General features: G+C 69.0%; 18 protein-coding genes. 6 read left to right on the forward strand and 12 right to left on the reverse strand.

Features of this window, described 5'->3' with window-relative positions; translation table 11 throughout:
- Window positions 1-209: 209 nt before the first annotated feature.
- The 5 genes from NGR01S_RS22585 to yajC all read right to left on the reverse strand — a co-directional run bounded on the left by NGR01S_RS22585 (window position 210) and on the right by yajC (window position 6,052).
- A complete protein-coding gene (locus NGR01S_RS22585; protein WP_063040111.1) occupies window positions 210-716 on the reverse strand; it encodes an adenine phosphoribosyltransferase in 507 nt (168 codons plus the stop codon).
- Between the two features lie 96 nt (window positions 717-812).
- On the reverse strand, window positions 813-2,498 hold the full coding sequence (locus tag NGR01S_RS22590) for an ABC transporter substrate-binding protein (RefSeq protein WP_063040052.1): 1,686 nt from the start codon (window positions 2,496-2,498) through the stop codon (window positions 813-815).
- An 18-nt stretch (window positions 2,499-2,516) separates the two neighbouring features.
- Window positions 2,517-3,725, reverse strand: coding sequence for a protein translocase subunit SecF (secF, locus tag NGR01S_RS22595; RefSeq protein WP_084481600.1), 1,209 nt, complete (start codon window positions 3,723-3,725; stop codon window positions 2,517-2,519).
- Between the two features lie 2 nt (window positions 3,726-3,727).
- Complete coding sequence (gene secD, locus NGR01S_RS22600; RefSeq protein WP_063040054.1) at window positions 3,728-5,572, reverse strand: protein translocase subunit SecD; 1,845 nt, start codon at window positions 5,570-5,572, stop codon at window positions 3,728-3,730.
- 105 nt (window positions 5,573-5,677) lie between these two features.
- Complete coding sequence (gene yajC, locus NGR01S_RS22605) at window positions 5,678-6,052, reverse strand: preprotein translocase subunit YajC (RefSeq protein WP_063040056.1); 375 nt, start codon at window positions 6,050-6,052, stop codon at window positions 5,678-5,680.
- A gap of 192 nt (window positions 6,053-6,244) precedes the next feature.
- Here yajC and NGR01S_RS22610 point away from each other — a divergent pair, with 192 nt between their 5' ends.
- Window positions 6,245-6,490, forward strand: coding sequence for a DivIVA domain-containing protein (locus NGR01S_RS22610; RefSeq protein WP_063040058.1), 246 nt, complete (start codon window positions 6,245-6,247; stop codon window positions 6,488-6,490).
- Window positions 6,491-6,512: 22 nt separating this feature from the next.
- On the opposite strand, the gene ruvB is transcribed toward NGR01S_RS22610, so the two are convergent.
- The 4 genes from ruvB to NGR01S_RS22630 form a co-directional block, all read right to left on the reverse strand.
- Window positions 6,513-7,601 (reverse strand): Holliday junction branch migration DNA helicase RuvB, encoded by a 1,089-nt coding sequence (gene ruvB, locus NGR01S_RS22615; protein ID WP_063040060.1) that lies wholly within the window; start codon window positions 7,599-7,601, stop codon window positions 6,513-6,515.
- Window positions 7,602-7,607: 6 nt separating this feature from the next.
- Window positions 7,608-8,210: a Holliday junction branch migration protein RuvA gene (ruvA, locus tag NGR01S_RS22620; protein WP_063040062.1), complete on the reverse strand. Its 603-nt coding sequence runs from the start codon at window positions 8,208-8,210 to the stop codon at window positions 7,608-7,610.
- Window positions 8,207-8,776 carry a crossover junction endodeoxyribonuclease RuvC gene (gene ruvC / locus NGR01S_RS22625; protein ID WP_063040064.1) on the reverse strand — a complete coding sequence of 190 codons (570 nt, stop codon included), beginning with the start codon at window positions 8,774-8,776 and terminating at the stop codon, window positions 8,207-8,209. The genes ruvA and ruvC overlap by 4 nt, the downstream gene beginning before the upstream one ends.
- A 94-nt stretch (window positions 8,777-8,870) precedes the next feature.
- Window positions 8,871-9,395, reverse strand: a complete 525-nt coding sequence (locus NGR01S_RS22630; RefSeq protein ID WP_063040066.1) for an O-acetyl-ADP-ribose deacetylase — start codon at window positions 9,393-9,395, stop codon at window positions 8,871-8,873.
- A 136-nt stretch (window positions 9,396-9,531) separates the two neighbouring features.
- On the opposite strand from NGR01S_RS22630, the gene NGR01S_RS22635 reads away from it, so the two are divergent.
- Entirely contained in the window at window positions 9,532-9,933 is a 402-nt protein-coding gene (locus tag NGR01S_RS22635; RefSeq protein ID WP_084481601.1) for a metalloregulator ArsR/SmtB family transcription factor, read from the forward strand.
- On the forward strand, window positions 9,930-10,424 hold the full coding sequence (locus tag NGR01S_RS22640; RefSeq protein WP_063040068.1) for an SRPBCC family protein: 495 nt from the start codon (window positions 9,930-9,932) through the stop codon (window positions 10,422-10,424). The genes NGR01S_RS22635 and NGR01S_RS22640 overlap by 4 nt, the downstream gene beginning before the upstream one ends.
- Here the strand turns inward: NGR01S_RS22640 and NGR01S_RS22645 are convergent.
- From NGR01S_RS22645 to NGR01S_RS22655, 3 genes are all read right to left on the reverse strand, one after another.
- On the reverse strand, window positions 10,421-11,176 hold the full coding sequence (locus tag NGR01S_RS22645; protein ID WP_030521551.1) for a YebC/PmpR family DNA-binding transcriptional regulator: 756 nt from the start codon (window positions 11,174-11,176) through the stop codon (window positions 10,421-10,423). The two genes, NGR01S_RS22640 and NGR01S_RS22645, sit on opposite strands and share 4 nt — an antisense overlap.
- A 12-nt stretch (window positions 11,177-11,188) precedes the next feature.
- On the reverse strand, window positions 11,189-11,851 hold the full coding sequence (gene pdxT, locus NGR01S_RS22650) for a pyridoxal 5'-phosphate synthase glutaminase subunit PdxT (protein ID WP_063040115.1): 663 nt from the start codon (window positions 11,849-11,851) through the stop codon (window positions 11,189-11,191).
- Between the two features lie 96 nt (window positions 11,852-11,947).
- The gene (locus NGR01S_RS22655) at window positions 11,948-12,766 is read right to left on the reverse strand and encodes an acyl-CoA thioesterase (RefSeq protein WP_063040070.1); all 819 of its coding nucleotides are present in this window, start codon (window positions 12,764-12,766) and stop codon (window positions 11,948-11,950) included.
- Between the two features lie 94 nt (window positions 12,767-12,860).
- Here NGR01S_RS22655 and NGR01S_RS22660 point away from each other — a divergent pair, with 94 nt between their 5' ends.
- The 3 genes from NGR01S_RS22660 to NGR01S_RS22670 all read left to right on the forward strand — a co-directional run bounded on the left by NGR01S_RS22660 (window position 12,861) and on the right by NGR01S_RS22670 (window position 14,603).
- Complete coding sequence (locus NGR01S_RS22660) at window positions 12,861-13,475, forward strand: nucleoside/nucleotide kinase family protein (protein WP_063040072.1); 615 nt, start codon at window positions 12,861-12,863, stop codon at window positions 13,473-13,475.
- Between the two features lie 316 nt (window positions 13,476-13,791).
- On the forward strand, window positions 13,792-14,256 hold the full coding sequence (locus tag NGR01S_RS22665) for a prevent-host-death protein (protein WP_063040074.1): 465 nt from the start codon (window positions 13,792-13,794) through the stop codon (window positions 14,254-14,256).
- Window positions 14,253-14,603 (forward strand): hypothetical protein, encoded by a 351-nt coding sequence (locus NGR01S_RS22670; RefSeq protein ID WP_063040076.1) that lies wholly within the window; start codon window positions 14,253-14,255, stop codon window positions 14,601-14,603. The genes NGR01S_RS22665 and NGR01S_RS22670 overlap by 4 nt, the downstream gene beginning before the upstream one ends.
- Window positions 14,604-14,908: the final 305 nt, after the last annotated feature.

Genomic DNA, 14,908 nt, shown 5'->3' on the forward strand with positions numbered 1-14,908 from the left:
ACCTCATGAGAGCAACGGCAGCTCCGATCATCGGGGACAGGACTCGGGCGAGAGTACGCACCGGCCTCCACGAACGCCAGCACATTATGCGCCGAGTCACCTACCGGCCAGGCGGCCAGGCGGCCCGGCGCCGGCGCGCGCGGGCGACACCGCCGGGATACAGGGGCGAACCGCCCGATCCCGGAGCAACAGCGGACCGGCCGGGGCGGCTATACGGTGACGATCGATGTAACCGGGTACTCGCCCTGCCGGTCCCGGCCGCCCAGCGCCTCGATTTCCAGCACGACCGCGGCAGCCACCACCTCGGCCCCGGCATCGGCGAACAGATCGGCGGCCGCGGCCAGCGTGCCACCGGTCGCCAGAACATCGTCGAGCAGCAGCACGCGACGACCCTCCAGCGCAACGCCGGTGGCCGGAATCTCCAGCGCCGCCGTACCGTATTCGAGTTCGTACTCCCGCGTGATCACCGGCGGTGGGAGTTTGCCGCGCTTACGGACGGCGAGCACACCGGTTCCCAGCGTGGTGGCGACTCCGGCGCCGAGCAGGAAGCCCCGGGCATCGACCCCGGCCACCAGGTCCGCATCGGGCACCAGCGCGGCCAGACAGTCGACCACCGTGCGGAAACCCTCGGGATCGGCGAACACCGGTGTCAGATCGGCGAATCGGACCCCCGGCTCCGGGAAGTCGTGGGCCCAGCGGGTGTATCTGCGCACCATCGCGGCGGCCTGACCGGATCGTTCGGCCACCGCGTCCGCGGGTTCGACCGCCGCATGCTTGCTCACTGACACCTCCACCATCGGCTACCGCGCAGCTCAGCGCTGCAGGACCCACTGGTCCATATTCCAGCCGGATCCGGCCCGGGTGGGCCCCGCGACGGCATTCTGTAGGCCACCGCCGAAGGCGATGGTGCGCGGGGTCGCGAACAACGGAACGCTCGGCAGCTGTGCCCACAGCAGGTTCTCCGCCTCGGTGAGCAGATTCAGCTGATCTGTCGAGTTGTCGTCGGCCGCAAGCTGATCCGTGATCGCATCGTAGCGTCCGCTGCGGAACTGACCCGCATTGAGTCCGCTGCCGCTGCGCAGACCGCTCACCGCGGCGATACCATCGAGCGAACCGGCCGGACCCGGCAGCCCGCCGGGGCCGCCGAGAATCGCGTCCACCGCACCGCCGGCCAGCTGCGCGGTGCCGAAGTCCGGGGTGCCGGCGTCCTCCACGGTGATCCCGGCCGCCCGGCAGGAGTCGGCGATCATCGATACGGTGCGCGCGCGGCGGGCATCCGGGGCCAGATAGCCGACGCGGACGGTGAGCTGCTTCTTCCCGGACTCGGCGAGCGCCGACTCGGCCCCGGCCACATCACCACCGGCGAACGGATCGGCGGCACCGGTCACCGCGGGGTAGAACGGCGAATCCGGCTGTACCGTCCGCGAATCCGCGAGACCCGAGCCCAGCCCGGTCTCCGGCGCCTCCGCCACCCGGCCGAGCTGGTCGAACAGCGCCTGGCGGGGCACGCACAGCGCGAACGCGCGCCGGGCGGCATCGGATTCGAAAACCCCGCCGGTGCCGAGCACCAACTGCTCGACCCCGCGGCTGGGCTGCTGTTCGACGGCGAACGCGTCCAGGTTCAGGTCCGGCAGCGAACCCGTGCCGATATCGACCACCGAAACCGAACCGTCCTCGATATGGGCGGCGAGATCGGCCGGTTTCGGGTACACCACGATCCGGCCGGTAGCGGGCGCGTCGCCCCACCAGCGTTCGTTGGCCACCAGGACCAGCCCGTCGTCGAGATCGAACGATTCGATCCGGTACGGCCCGGAGGACGGGAACGCGGTGATATCCAGATCACCGGGCGCCATATTCCACCCGGTGTTCCAGAACTGGGCCAGCCGGTCCAGTGCGGGCCGGTCATCGTTCTGGACGGCGGCGACGATATCGGGCACATTCGCCGCCTGGGTCGCCACATGCGCGGGCATCAGTTCACCGGCACCGAACAGGGTGCGCCAGGGCGAGTAGCGACGGCCCGGCCGGAACACGACGGTCCCGTCCTTGGACCCGGGCTGGCATTCCACCCGCTCGATATCCGCGTAGCCGGCCGTGCTCGCCGAATCGAACCCGGGGAACCGGCCGCTGCGCGCGGCCCAGGTGAACACCAGGTCGTCGCATGAGGTGGGGACCCCGTCGGAGTAGACTCCCGCCGGGTTCAGCCGGTACTGGATGGTCTGCGCCTCCCCCGGCACCTCCTTGGCCGTCCCCGTATCGGTGTCGGCGATCGGCTGCCCGTCGGGACCGGTGTAGAAGAAGCCGGTGAGCACCCGGCCGAACACCGCCTGGGCCGCGGCCGCACCGGTTGCCGTCCCGCCGTTGTAGCTGGTGACGGTGGTGTCGACGGCGTAGCCGATCGACGGCACCTTGTCCTTGCCGGAACATCCGGCCGCCAGTCCGGCCGCCGCGGCCGTGGCCGCGAGCAGCGCGATCGTCCGGCGCAGAGATGAGTGTCGCATCGAACTACTCCTCGTCTGTCAGTGCCGCCTCTGTCGTTTTCCGGTGGGGCGGGCGCCGGGCGGAGGCCCGCCGGGCCCGGTCCTGCGTGGGTTGCGCTGATCCGGGTCGTCGGGTGCGCCCACGGGGCGCCGGCCCGGCGCCGCCAGGGGCCGGTCGGCACCGGGGATGGGCCGGCCGCTCGCCTGCGCGGCACGGCGCGCGTGCACCTTCTTCGTATGCGCTGCCACCGGGCCCCAGCGTTCCTTGATGGATACCAGCAGCGGAGTCGCGAAGAAGATGGACGAGTAGGCGCCGACCACGGTGCCGACGAGCTGCACCAGTGCCAGGTCCTGCAGTGTGCCGACCCCCAGCATCCACACTGCGATCACCATCAGCCCGATAATGGGCAGCGCGCCGATGAGCGTGGTGTTGATAGAGCGCATCAGGGTCTGGTTGACGGCCAGATTCGCCTGCTCCCCGTAGGTACGCCGGCTCGTGTGCAGCACCCCGCGGGTGTTCTCCTCGACCTTGTCGAACACGACGACCGAGTCGTAGAGCGAGAAACCGAGGATGGTGAGCATGCCGATCACCATCGCGGGGGTGACCTCGAAGCCGACCAGTGAATACACCCCGGCCGTGACCAGGAGGTCGAAGACCAGGGCGGCCAGCGCCGCCAGGGCCATATCGCGTTCGTAGCGGATAGCGATGTAGACGCTGACCAGTACCAGGAACACCACCAACGCGATCAGTGCCTGCCTGGTGATCTGACCGCCCCAGGTCTCGCTCACATCGGAGGCGCTGATGGCGTTACGGCTCGGGTTGCCGGTGTCGTCGCGTGGCTGGAACTGGTCGAACAGTGCGGTCTGCAGGGCGCCGAGCTGCTGGGCGTCCAGCGTCTCCGAACGGATCAGGATGGTCTTGCCGTCGCCGGTGCCGACGGTCTGCACCGATTCGGGCGCCGAACCGATGGTGTCGCTGTAGACCGTCTCCACCTGCTCGGTGGTCACCTCACCGGCCGGCAACTGGATACGGGAGCCACCGACGAAGTCGATACCGAAGGTGAAACCGCGTACCGCCATGCTGAGCAGGCAGACCAGCACGATTCCGGCGGTGATCAGGTACCAGCGGCGGCGGTTGCCGACCACGTCGAGTACACCTGTGCCGGTGTAGAGGCGGTTCAACCAGCTGTGCCGGGCGCCGGAGGGGCGCGGCGCGGCGGGTTTGTCCATCGTCACGGGGCTGTTCATCGTCACGCCTTCCCGACCGCGGCCTCGGCCGCCTTGCGTTCCCGGGCGAGCTCTTGCATCGCGCCGAGGCCGTTCACCGACGGTTTGGCCCAGTAGCTCGACCGGGACGCCAGGTGGACGAGCGGGGCCGTGACCAGGACCACGACCACCACATCGAGGATGGTGGTCAAACCGAGCGTGAACGCGAAGCCGCGCACCTGGCCGACCGCGAGGACGTACAGCACGGCGGCGGCGATGAAGCTGACGGCGTTACCGGACAGAATCGTCTTGCGGGCGCGCTGCCAGCCACGCGGTACCGCCGATCGGAAACTTCGTCCCTCGCGCATTTCGTCCTTGATCCGCTCGAAGAACACGACGAACGAGTCGGCGGTCATACCGATACCGATGATCAGACCGGCGATACCGGCCAAGTCGAGGGTGAACCCGATCCAGCGGCCGAGCAGGACCATGATGCCGTACACCGCGAAACCGGATCCGACCAGCGACAACGCGGTGAGGAACCCGAGCATGCGGTAATAGACCAGACAGTAGACGAGTACCGCGATCAGACCGACCGCCCCGGCGATCAGGCCCGCTTTCAGCGAGGACAGCCCGAGGGTCGCCGAGACCGTCTCGGCCTCGGAAGTCTGGAATGACAGCGGCAGCGAACCGTACTTGAGCGTATTCGCCAGTTCCTTGGCGCTGGCGGCGTTGAAGTCACCGGAGATCGAGGTGCGCCCGCCCAGCTGGGGGCCCTGCTGAACCACCGGTGCGCTGACCACCTCCGAATCGAGGACGAAGGCGACCCGCTGCTGCACGTACTCACCGGTGAGCGAGGCCCAGGCATCGCTTCCGCTGCCCTTGAACTCCAGGTTGACCTCATGCCGCGCCTGCTCGGTGTTCAGACCCGAGGTCGCGTTGGCGATCTCCTGTCCGTCGATCCGGCTCTTGTCGAGCAGGAACACCTCTTTACCGTCGGTGGAGCAGGTGACCAGCGGCAGGTTCGGATCATCGTTACCCGCGAGCGGATCGGAGGCGGTGCAGTCCATCGACGCCATGGCGAGCTGCTGGGTGGTGGGATCGGTGCTCTGCCGGATGGCCTTGGCCATCTCGATCTCCCGCTGCGCCTGCTCCTGTGGGGTCAGCGTCCCTTCGGCGGGCGTGGCCGGCGGGGCATTCGGATCCTGTGGAGCGGGGGCCGGGCCGGTTTCGGTGGGCGCCGGGGATTCGCCGGGCGCCTGGGCCGGATGGACGGCGGTCTCGCTTTCCGGCAGGGGCGCGGCGGCGGGCGTCTCCTCGACCGGTGCGCCCGCGCCGGTATCGGGGGTCGCGCCGTCCTGGGCGCCGGCATCGGGCGCGGTGCCCGCATCGGGGGTCGTGCCCTCGGTACCGCTCCCGGGTGCCGTGCCCGGCTCACCGGCCGGGGCGGGAGCCGCGGGCTCCGGAGCCGGGGTGGTGCCGCCCGGGGCGGGCTGCTGAGCGGTCGGCGCCGGGTTGTATTTCAGGACCGGCCGGATGTACAGCTTGGCGGTGCTGGCCAGGGTGCGGGCCTGCTGGCTGTCCTCTCCCGGGACGGTGATCACCAGGTTGTCCCCGTCGATCACGACCTCGGAACCGGAGACGCCGAGACCGTTGACCCGGTTCTCGATGATCTCCTGTGCCTTGGCGAGACTGTCCTTGCTGGGCCGGTTCCCGTCGGGCGTTCGCGCGGTCAGGGTGACCCGGGTACCACCCTGTAGGTCGATGCCGAGTTTGGGTGTCGGTGATTTGTCACCGGTGAAGAACACCAGCGCGTAGATCGCGGCCACCAGCACGCCGAACAAGGCGAGCCAGCGGAATTGGTGCGCCGATCCCTGGGACGGTGGCACAGGTCGTCATCTCCTAGGCGGAAGTTCTGGGTGGAACGGCCACGGCACATGCCTATACCACCGGTTGCCCGGAATATCCGGTTCCGGTGGCCGGGCCGTGGTGTGTCAGTCCTTGGTCAGCCGGGTTTCGGTCTGCGCCGGGGTCTCCTCGGCGGCGGCGGGGGCGTCGGCGGAGTCGGTTGACTCGGCGCCCTCAGCGCTGTCACCAGCGGTTTCGTCGTCGGTATCGTCGACGCGCACGTCGCGGATGGCCGCACGTAGCCAGGTGGTCACGACATCCTCGGCGATCTCGAGATCGACACTGGTGTCGTCGGCCTCGACCACGGTGCCGTACAGGCCCGAGGTGGTGGTGACCCGGTCACCGACCTTCAGGCTGTCCTGCATCTGGGCGACTTTGTCGGCCTCTTTCTTCTGGCGGCGCATGCCTAGGAACATCGGCACCAGCAGCGCGACCAGTATGAGCGGAAACAGCAGATCCATGGTCGAAGTCAGTTCCTGATCTGGGTGGGGAGGGGGACAGGTACGCACACAGTCTGCCAGTTCTTCGGATCCGCGCCACACCCGCACGCCCCAACACGCGGTACCGGGGCGGAGCCGGGTGTGGCCCGGTGGCACATCTCACCCTCCGGCGAACACCCGGCGGGCAATGGCCGGCCCCGCGATAATCGGCGGATGACTCCCGAGGAAGTCCACGAGATCACTTTCGCGCGAGCGCCGTTCGGCCGCCGGGGCTACCGGGAACAGGATGTCGACGAACTGCTGGACCTCGTCGCCGCCGCGCTGCAGCGCCGCGTCACATTGACCCGCGAGATCCTGAACCGCGGGTTCCGGGCGCCGGCGGGATTGTTCGGGCGCGGCTACCACCCCGAGCAGGTGGACGCCTTCGTCGAGCGGGTGCGGCGCGAGTTCGGCTTCTGACCGGACGGCGGACCGCCGCCGTTCACTCGAACAGGTCGAGCGTCGGGTGGGGTTCCCGGCTCCGCACCTCCAGCCCTCCGAAGGCCAGGTCAGGGGGCGGTGTGAGACCCAGATGGGTCCAGGCGGCCGCGGTCGCCACCCGGCCGCGCGGGGTACGCGCGACCATCCCGGCCCGCACCAGGAACGGTTCGCACACCTCCTCGACCGTGGCGGGTTCCTCGCCGACCGCCACGGCCAGGGTCGATACGCCCACCGGCCCTCCACCGAAACCCCGGACCAGGGCACCCAGCACCGCGCGGTCGAGCCGGTCCAGGCCCATCGGGTCGACGTCGTAGACCTCGAGCGCCGCCCGGGCGACCGCCAGGGTGATCATGCCGTCGGCCCGGACCTCGGCGTAGTCGCGCACCCGGCGCAAGAGCCGGTTGGCGATCCGGGGTGTCCCCCGGGAGCGGCCCGCGACCTCGGTGGCGGCATCGGTATCGATGCCCACACCGAGGATCTGCGCGGAGCGCTGCAGGATGAGCAGCAGTTCGTCGGGTTCGTAGAAGTCCATATGGCCGGTGAAACCGAACCGGTCGCGCAGCGGGCCGGTGAGCGCACCCGCGCGGGTGGTGGCCCCCACCAGGGTGAACGGCGCGATATCGAGCGGAATCGACGTCGCGCCCGGCCCCTTGCCGACCACCACATCGACCCGGAAATCCTCCATCGCCAGATAGAGCATCTCCTCGGCGGGCCGGGCCATGCGGTGGATCTCGTCGATGAACAGCACGTCTCCGGCGACCAGGTTGCTGAGCATGGCGGCCAGATCGCCCGCGCGTTCCAGGGCCGGTCCGGAGGTGATGCGCAACGCGGTCCCGAGTTCGGTGGCGATGATCATCGCCAGGCTCGTCTTACCCAGGCCCGGCGGACCCGACAGCAGGATGTGATCGGGGGTACCGCCACGCGCCCGGGCGCCGCGCAGCACCAGGGCGAGCTGTTCACGTACCCGCGGCTGACCGATGAAGCCGTCGAGCGAGGTGGGGCGTAATCCGGAGTCGGTATCCCCGTCGGAGGCCAGGTAGCCGGCGCTGACCGGCGATTCCGGGGTGTCTTGGTCGTCGTCGTATTCCATTGCTGCCTAGCGGTTCCGGCCCAACATCCCGAGCGCGGCGCGCAGCGCGGCCGAATTACCCGCGGCGGGGTTCTCGGCCAGCACCGCGTCCACGGCCGGTTCGGCCTGTTTGAGCGGGAACCCGAGACCGGCGAGGGCTTCCACGACCTGATCGCGGACGGGAGTGTGCACCGGTGCGGCAGTGGCCGCACCGCCGGCGGGTACCGGCACCAGGTTCACCTTGTCCCGCAGTTCCACGACCATCCGCTCGGCGCCGCGTTTACCGATCCCGGGCACCCGGGTGAGGGCCGCGATATCGCCCGCGGCCAGTGCCTTGCGCAGCGCCTCGGGTTCCAGTACCGCCAGCACCGCCATGGCCAGCCGCGGGCCCACCCCGGACACGGTCTGCAACAGACCGAACAGATCACGCGACTCGGTGTCGGCGAATCCGTACAGGGTCATCGAATCCTCGCGCACGATCAATGCGGTGAACAGCGTGGCCTCGGCACCACGGGTGAGACCGGCCAAGGTCGCGGGGGTGGCGTTGAGCTGATATCCGACTCCCGAGGCCTCCAGGACGACATGATCGAGGGCGAGTTCCAGGACTTCGCCGCGTAGAGACGCGATCACCCGCGTACCGCCTTCCGCTGCTGTTCGAGTCGTTGTGTGTACTGCTTCCGGGCCCGTTCGGCCAGGGCTTCGGCCCGTGCGATCCGCTCCAGCAGCGGCGCCCGCCAGCAGTGGCAGATGGCGAGTGCCAGCGCGTCGGCGGCATCGGCCGGTTTGGGCGGGGCCGCGAGCCCGAGGATCCGGGTGACCATGGCCGTCACCTGTTTCTTGTCCGCACCGCCGTTACCGGTGACGGCCGCCTTCACCTCACTGGGAGTATGGAACATGACCGGGATATCGCGGCGCGCGGCCGCCAGTGCGATGACCCCGCCCGCCTGTGCGGTGCCCATGGCGGTGCGCACATTGTGCTGCGCGAACACCCGCTCGATCGCCACCACTTCGGGTCGGTGGGTTTCCATCCACTCCTCGGCGGCATCGGATATCCGCAGCAGTCGCCGGGCCAGGTCCATCTCGGCCGGTGTGCGGACCACATCCACCGCGATCGCCCGCACGGTGCGCCCCGCGCCCCCTTCGACCATGCTCACCCCACACCGGGTGAGCCCGGGGTCGACGCCCATCACCCGCACCGACGAATCCCTTCCCAGAACGAACAGTTGTTCGAAGTCTAGTGCAGGACCGGGTATCTCGGTGCCAGGGACACGGGCCGGGGTCGACGGGGGCTCAGCGGCCCAGCTGCGCTGCGAAGATGTCGTACGCGGCGGCGTCGTAGAGCACGAACCGCACTTCCTCGACCCGGGTCGAGGTGGCCCGGACGGCGTCGATCGCGATCCGAGCCCCGTCGTCCATCGGCCAGCGGTACCCACCGGTGGAGATCGCCGGGAACGCGACCGTCCGCGCGCCCAGTTCGTCCGCCACCCGCAGCGATTCGCGATAGCAGGAAGCCAGCAGCGGGGCGAGCTGTGCCGCGCGGTCGCCGCGGGCCGACCACACCGGGCCGACCGCATGAACGACCCATCGGGCCGGCAGATCGCCGGCCGTGGTCGCCACTGCCTGCCCGGTGGGCAGTCCGCGGGGGTAGTCGGTCTCCCGTAGCCGCCGGCATTCGGCCAGGATCGCGGGCCCTCCGCGCCGGTGTATCGCGCCGTCCACACCCCCGCCGCCGAGCAGTTCCGAGTTGGCGGCATTGACCACCGCGTCGACCTGCTGCTCGGTGATATCCCCGTGCACGAGAGTCACAGCGACCATGCCGCCATTGTGCCGCCGCCCGCCACCCCCGATCCGGTGGCACGCCCGTGGTCCCTCGATCCTGCGTGCCCGGCGCGCATGACCCGCCCCGCAGCGCCCCTGGACAAACGCGTAACCAACTGGTTACTCTTTGCTCGTGGACGAGGTAGCCGCGGCAATCGCCGACCCGGTACGGCGGGAGATCCTCGAGATGCTGCGCGGCACCCGCCGCACCGCGGGCGCGATCGCCGACCGGTTCCCGATCAGCCGGCCCGCGATCAGCCGGCATCTCCGGGTACTACGCGACAGCGGCCTGGTCCGCGACGAACTGGTGGGACGGCAGCGCTACTACACCCTGGACACCGCACCGCTACGCGAAATACGCACCTGGCTCGCCGCCCTGGACGAACCGGCGGCGTGGGAACACCGGCTGGACGCACTGGCCACCGAGGTCCACCGGACCCGCCGTGAGCGCAGATCGACCGCCGAGCAATCCCCTATCGGGCCACAACGCCGGGATCCCCTGAAAATTTCCGACCACGAGGAGAACTCGGCATGACCATCCACCCCACCGGACGCCTGGAGAACACACCGGCCGGCCACGATCTGGTCCTCACGCGGACCTATCGCGCACCCATCACGGACGTCTGGGCCAGTATCACCGAATCCGAGCGCACCGCCCGCTGGTTCGGGCCGTGGCAGGGCGAGCCCGGACCGGGCCGGACGATACGGGTGCGGTTGTCCTACGAAGAGGGGCAGCCCTGGAGCGAGTACACGGTCGACGCGTGCGACCCGCCACGTCATCTCGCCCTGCGCACCGTCGACGAGCACGGCAGCTGGCAGCTCGAGGTCACCCTCACCGAACACGAGGGGCTGACCGAGCTCGTGTTCGTCCATCATCTGATCTCGACCGAACAGCTACCCGAGATCGGGCCGGGCTGGGACTACTACCTGGATGCGCTCGGTGCGTCGCGCACGGATGCGCGACGCCCCGACTTCGACGACTACTACCCCGCCCTGCGAGATCACTACGCCGGGCTGGCCGGCTAGTCGGCGTCCAGTTCGGCCAGTACCTCGTCGGAGATATCGACATTGGTGTACACGTTCTGGACGTCGTCGCTGTCCTCCAGCGCGTCGACCAGTTTGAACACCTTGCGGGCACCGTCCGCGTCGACCGCGACACTCACCGACGGCTGGAACCCGGATTCGGCGGAGTCGTAGTCGATATCGGACGACTGCAGCGCCTTGCGGACCTCGATCAGATCGCCGGGCTCGCTGATGATCTCGAAGGATTCACCGAGGTCGTTGACCTCCTCGGCGCCGGCATCCAGCACCGCCATCAGCACATCGTCCTCGGACAGACCGTTCTTCTCCAGAGTGACGATGCCCTTGCGGTGGAACAGGTAGGACACCGATCCCGGATCGGCCATGTTCCCGCCGTTGCGGGTCATGGCGACGCGCACCTCGCCGGCGGCCCGGTTGCGGTTGTCGGTGAGGCATTCGATCAGGACGGCGACACCGTTGGGGCCGTAGCCCTCGTACATGATGGTCTGCCAGTCGGCGCCGCCGGCTTCCTCGCCACCGCCGCGCTTACGTGCCCGCTCGATATTGTCGTTGGGAACCGACGATTTCTTGGCCTTCTGGATGGCGTCGAACAGCGTCGGGTTGCCTTCCGGATCGCCACCGCCGGTCCGGGCCGCCACCTCGATGTTCTTGATCAGCTTGGCGAAGAGCTTGCCACGCTTAGCATCGATCGCCGCCTTCTTGTGCTTGGTGGTGGCCCATTTGGAGTGGCCGCTCATTCCCTACTTCCTTCAGGTCGATGGCACGGTATCGCTGGACAACGCTACGCCACGGACCAGATCGACGAACATTCGGTGCACACGGTGATCACCGGTGACTTCCGGGTGGAAGGCCGTGGCCACGACCCGCCCCTGCCGGACGGCGACGATTCGGTCGGCGGCCGGACCGCTCGGCACCCGGGCCAGCACCTCTACGGCCGCACCTGCCCGTTCGACCCACGGCGCGCGGATGAACACCGCCCGGACCGGGCCGCCGGGCAGCCCGGCGAATTCGACATCGGTTTCGAACGAGTCGACCTGTCGCCCGAAGGCGTTGCGCCGCACCGTCATATCGATTCCGTCGAGATGTTTCGCGTCGGCACGGGTATCGAGCACCTCGCTCGCCAGCAGGATCATCCCGGCGCAGGACCCGAACGCCGGCATCCCGGCGCGCAGCCGGGCACGCAACGGTTCGAGCAGTTCGAAGATCTCGAGCAGTTTGCTGATCGCCGTGGACTCCCCGCCGGGCAGGACCAGCGCGTCGACGGCGGCCAACTCGTCCGGGCGGCGGACCAGGACCGGACGGGCACCGCATGCGGCGAGCACCGCGATATGTTCCCGGATATCGCCCTGCAGGGCCAGCACGCCGATAGTGGGCTGGTCGGGCGCGGCACCGGCTTCCGGTGCGGCTGCCACTTCCGGGGACACCGCAGACTCGTTCACGTGTGCGAGCTTACGAGCCGGACCGGTGTGCGCGGGGTCACGCCGGCGCCGGACCGACGAACCGTCCGCTCAGGAACGCAGCGTCCGGGTCAGACCCTCCTGCACCACCGCGGCCACCAGTCGGCCGTCGCGATCGAAGATCTTCCCGCCGGTCAGGGCGCGGCCGAAACCGGCCGATGGCGACGACTGGTCGTAGAGCAGCCAGTCGTCGGTACGGAACGGGCGCAGGAACCACATCGCGTGATCGAGCGAGGCGTTCTGGGTGGGTTCGTCGGGATGGGTGACTTTGGAGGAGCCGAGCAGCGTCATATCGCTCATATAGGCGAGCGTGCACACATGGAACAGCGGATCGTCGGGCAGCGGATGCCGGTAGCGGAACCACACCTGCTGCGGGGAGACCACCCCGGGCCGCTGGGTCACCTGGTCCTGCGGCACCGGGCGGATATCCCAGTGCTCCCATTCCCGCATGGCCCACAGCCGCTCCGGATCCATGCTGGTCGCGGCGTCGGGAAGATCGTTCGGCGGCGCCACATCGGCCATCTCGTCCTGATGCGACGGCCCCTCGTCACCGATGTGGAAGGACGCCGACATGGTGAATATGGCGTCACCGTCCTGCACCCCGGTGACGCGGCGGGTGCAGAAGGAGCGACCGTCCCGGACCCGGTCCACCAGGTAGACGGTGGGCGCGCCGGGATTACCAGGGCGCAGGAAGTAGCCGTGCAGCGAATGGACCTGGAACCGCGGCTCCACCGTGCGCACCGCCGACACCAGCGCCTGGCCCGCCACCTGGCCGCCGAACGTACGCGGCAGCTGGGTTTTGGTGGACGCGCCGCGGAAAATATCCCGCTCGAGGCGTTCGATCTCCAGTGCCTCTTCGATAGTCGCCATCCGCTGACATTATCCCGAGCCCCTGATTTCCCACGATCCGGTCGCGGGTAATCCCCGTCACCGACCGCCCGGCCGGACCTGCTGTGATGGTCCGGTGCCGCGTTTCACACCGACGACCCCCGACGCCCTCGCCGAACTACTGACCCGGGACCTGCGGACGCTGGAGGGGTACCGGGTGGTCGGCGTCGACGGCGCCGACGCGGCCCGCCCGCTCGGGTTCGCGGACCGCGCCGCCGAGCGGGTACGGGCCGACGGTCGGCCCGCCGAAACGGTGTCGCTGCACGATTACGTCCGGCCTGCCTCGCTGCGAATGGAGTTCGGCCGCGACGAGACGTCGTATCGCACGAGTTGGTTCGACTATCCGGCGCTGCGGCGCGAAGTAATCGATGCGGTGCACCGAACCGGTACCTGGCTGCCCGCACTGTGGGACGAGGCCGCCGACCGCTCCGCACGGGCCTGCCGGCGCACCGCGCTGCCCGGAACGGTCCTGTTCGTGGCGGGCCCCATGCTGCTGGGTCGCGACCTGCCCTTCGACCGCGCCGTCCACCTCGACCTCAGCGCGGGCGCGCTCACCCGCAGCACCCCGGACGAAGATTTCTGGACCGTACCGGCCCTGCTCGCCCATGACCGCGAAAACAGCGAGGCAGCAGAATATTTCGTGCGCTGGGACCATCCCGACCGGCCGGCTCTGCGGACTGGCACCAGCTGACCGCACGACAGCCGGCTCATCTGCCGCTACATGCCGGGTGCCGGCAGGAGCCGAGCCGTCTCGACATCCCTGCGGAATACACGCGGCGCACACGACCTCCTGCCCGGCGGGGGTCTCGCTGCGGCGGACCACAGCTGCGCGCCACTCGCGCCGGGCCCGGATCGAGGCTCCTCGCCGCCGCAGGTGCCGATACCTCGGACCAGACCGCAGCCGCCGTCCGCGTGCAGAACGTACCGGTGTTCCGAAGGTTCGAACAGTGACGTGGCGACCGACATACGCCCGAGACTTCCGAACACGTTCCGAATACCATGGGTTCGTGAGCATCGCAGCAGACCGGCCCGTGGCAACCCGGCGTTCCTCGGACCTGAGCAAGCACTCCGCCGAAGTCTTCGCCGAGGCCGAGGATCACCCCGTGACGGTGACTCGGCGCGACGGCGAAGCGCTGGTACTGATGTCGCAGCGCGAGGCCGAGGGCCGCGCCCGCCTGCTGAACTTCGCCGCGCAGCTCATCACGGTCACGCTCGATGACCGCGGTTCGCTCGCCGAGCGCATGTCCAAGGCATTTCCCTGGATGCTCGCCCTGTCGCCGGCGGACCGGGATTCCTGCGCCCAGGCTCTCGTCGACGCCGCACGCGCGTCGTTCTCCACCGACCAGCCACATCTGGCGATCGCCGAGCTGACCTCCTGGAAGGAGACAGCCACGGCTATCGCGGCCGGGCTCGGTAGCGCCGACCTCGAGTGGCTCGACGAGGACGCGCCCGTGGAGCGTCCTCGATCGTGACGGCAGCCAAGAAGGGGGAGCCGGTCCCCCGTCCCCCGAAGAAGACCGAGTACGAGATTCGCTTCGCTACCACCGATACCCCCAAGGGATGGAGGGACCTCGTCGCGACGATCCGCAACCCCTTGACGGATACCTGGGACTTCCGCACGAGGACTCCGCTGGCCACGACATCGACGAACTACCGGCTGAAGGGCGAGCTCGGCGTCATCGAGCGTGGCGGCGCAACCCACGAACGCTGGCAGCACAAGCCGACTGTGAAGGGCACTGCGCGCATCTGGTACTACGTCGACGACCGAACGGTGTTCCTGGAGCAGGTGCACACGAGCCATCCAAACCAGACAAAGTGACGAAGTGATGCCGATCGTCATCCACCGGGGCGAACGCGATGACTCTCGTGGGCGTGGCGCTCCCTGGCAAACGAACCATCGAGTTCACCGCGTGGGTGCCCAGACGCTACTGCCCCCGCCAGCCGACCCCGACTTGCCGATTCCCTCGACGAGTGAAGTAGTAAATGGTAGAACCACTTGCCTTCGGCCTCTTGTGCTTCCTTCGCGAGCCGACACATCGGGCTTCAGGCGAACCACGGCGCCCCCAATAGTGGGACCGCCGACCAGGGGGTCACGCCCCCAGACGGGGCGGCGTAACCCTAATC

This window comes from Nocardia grenadensis NBRC 108939 (assembly GCF_001613445.1).
Classification (GTDB): Bacteria; Actinomycetota; Actinomycetes; order Mycobacteriales; family Mycobacteriaceae; genus Nocardia; species Nocardia grenadensis.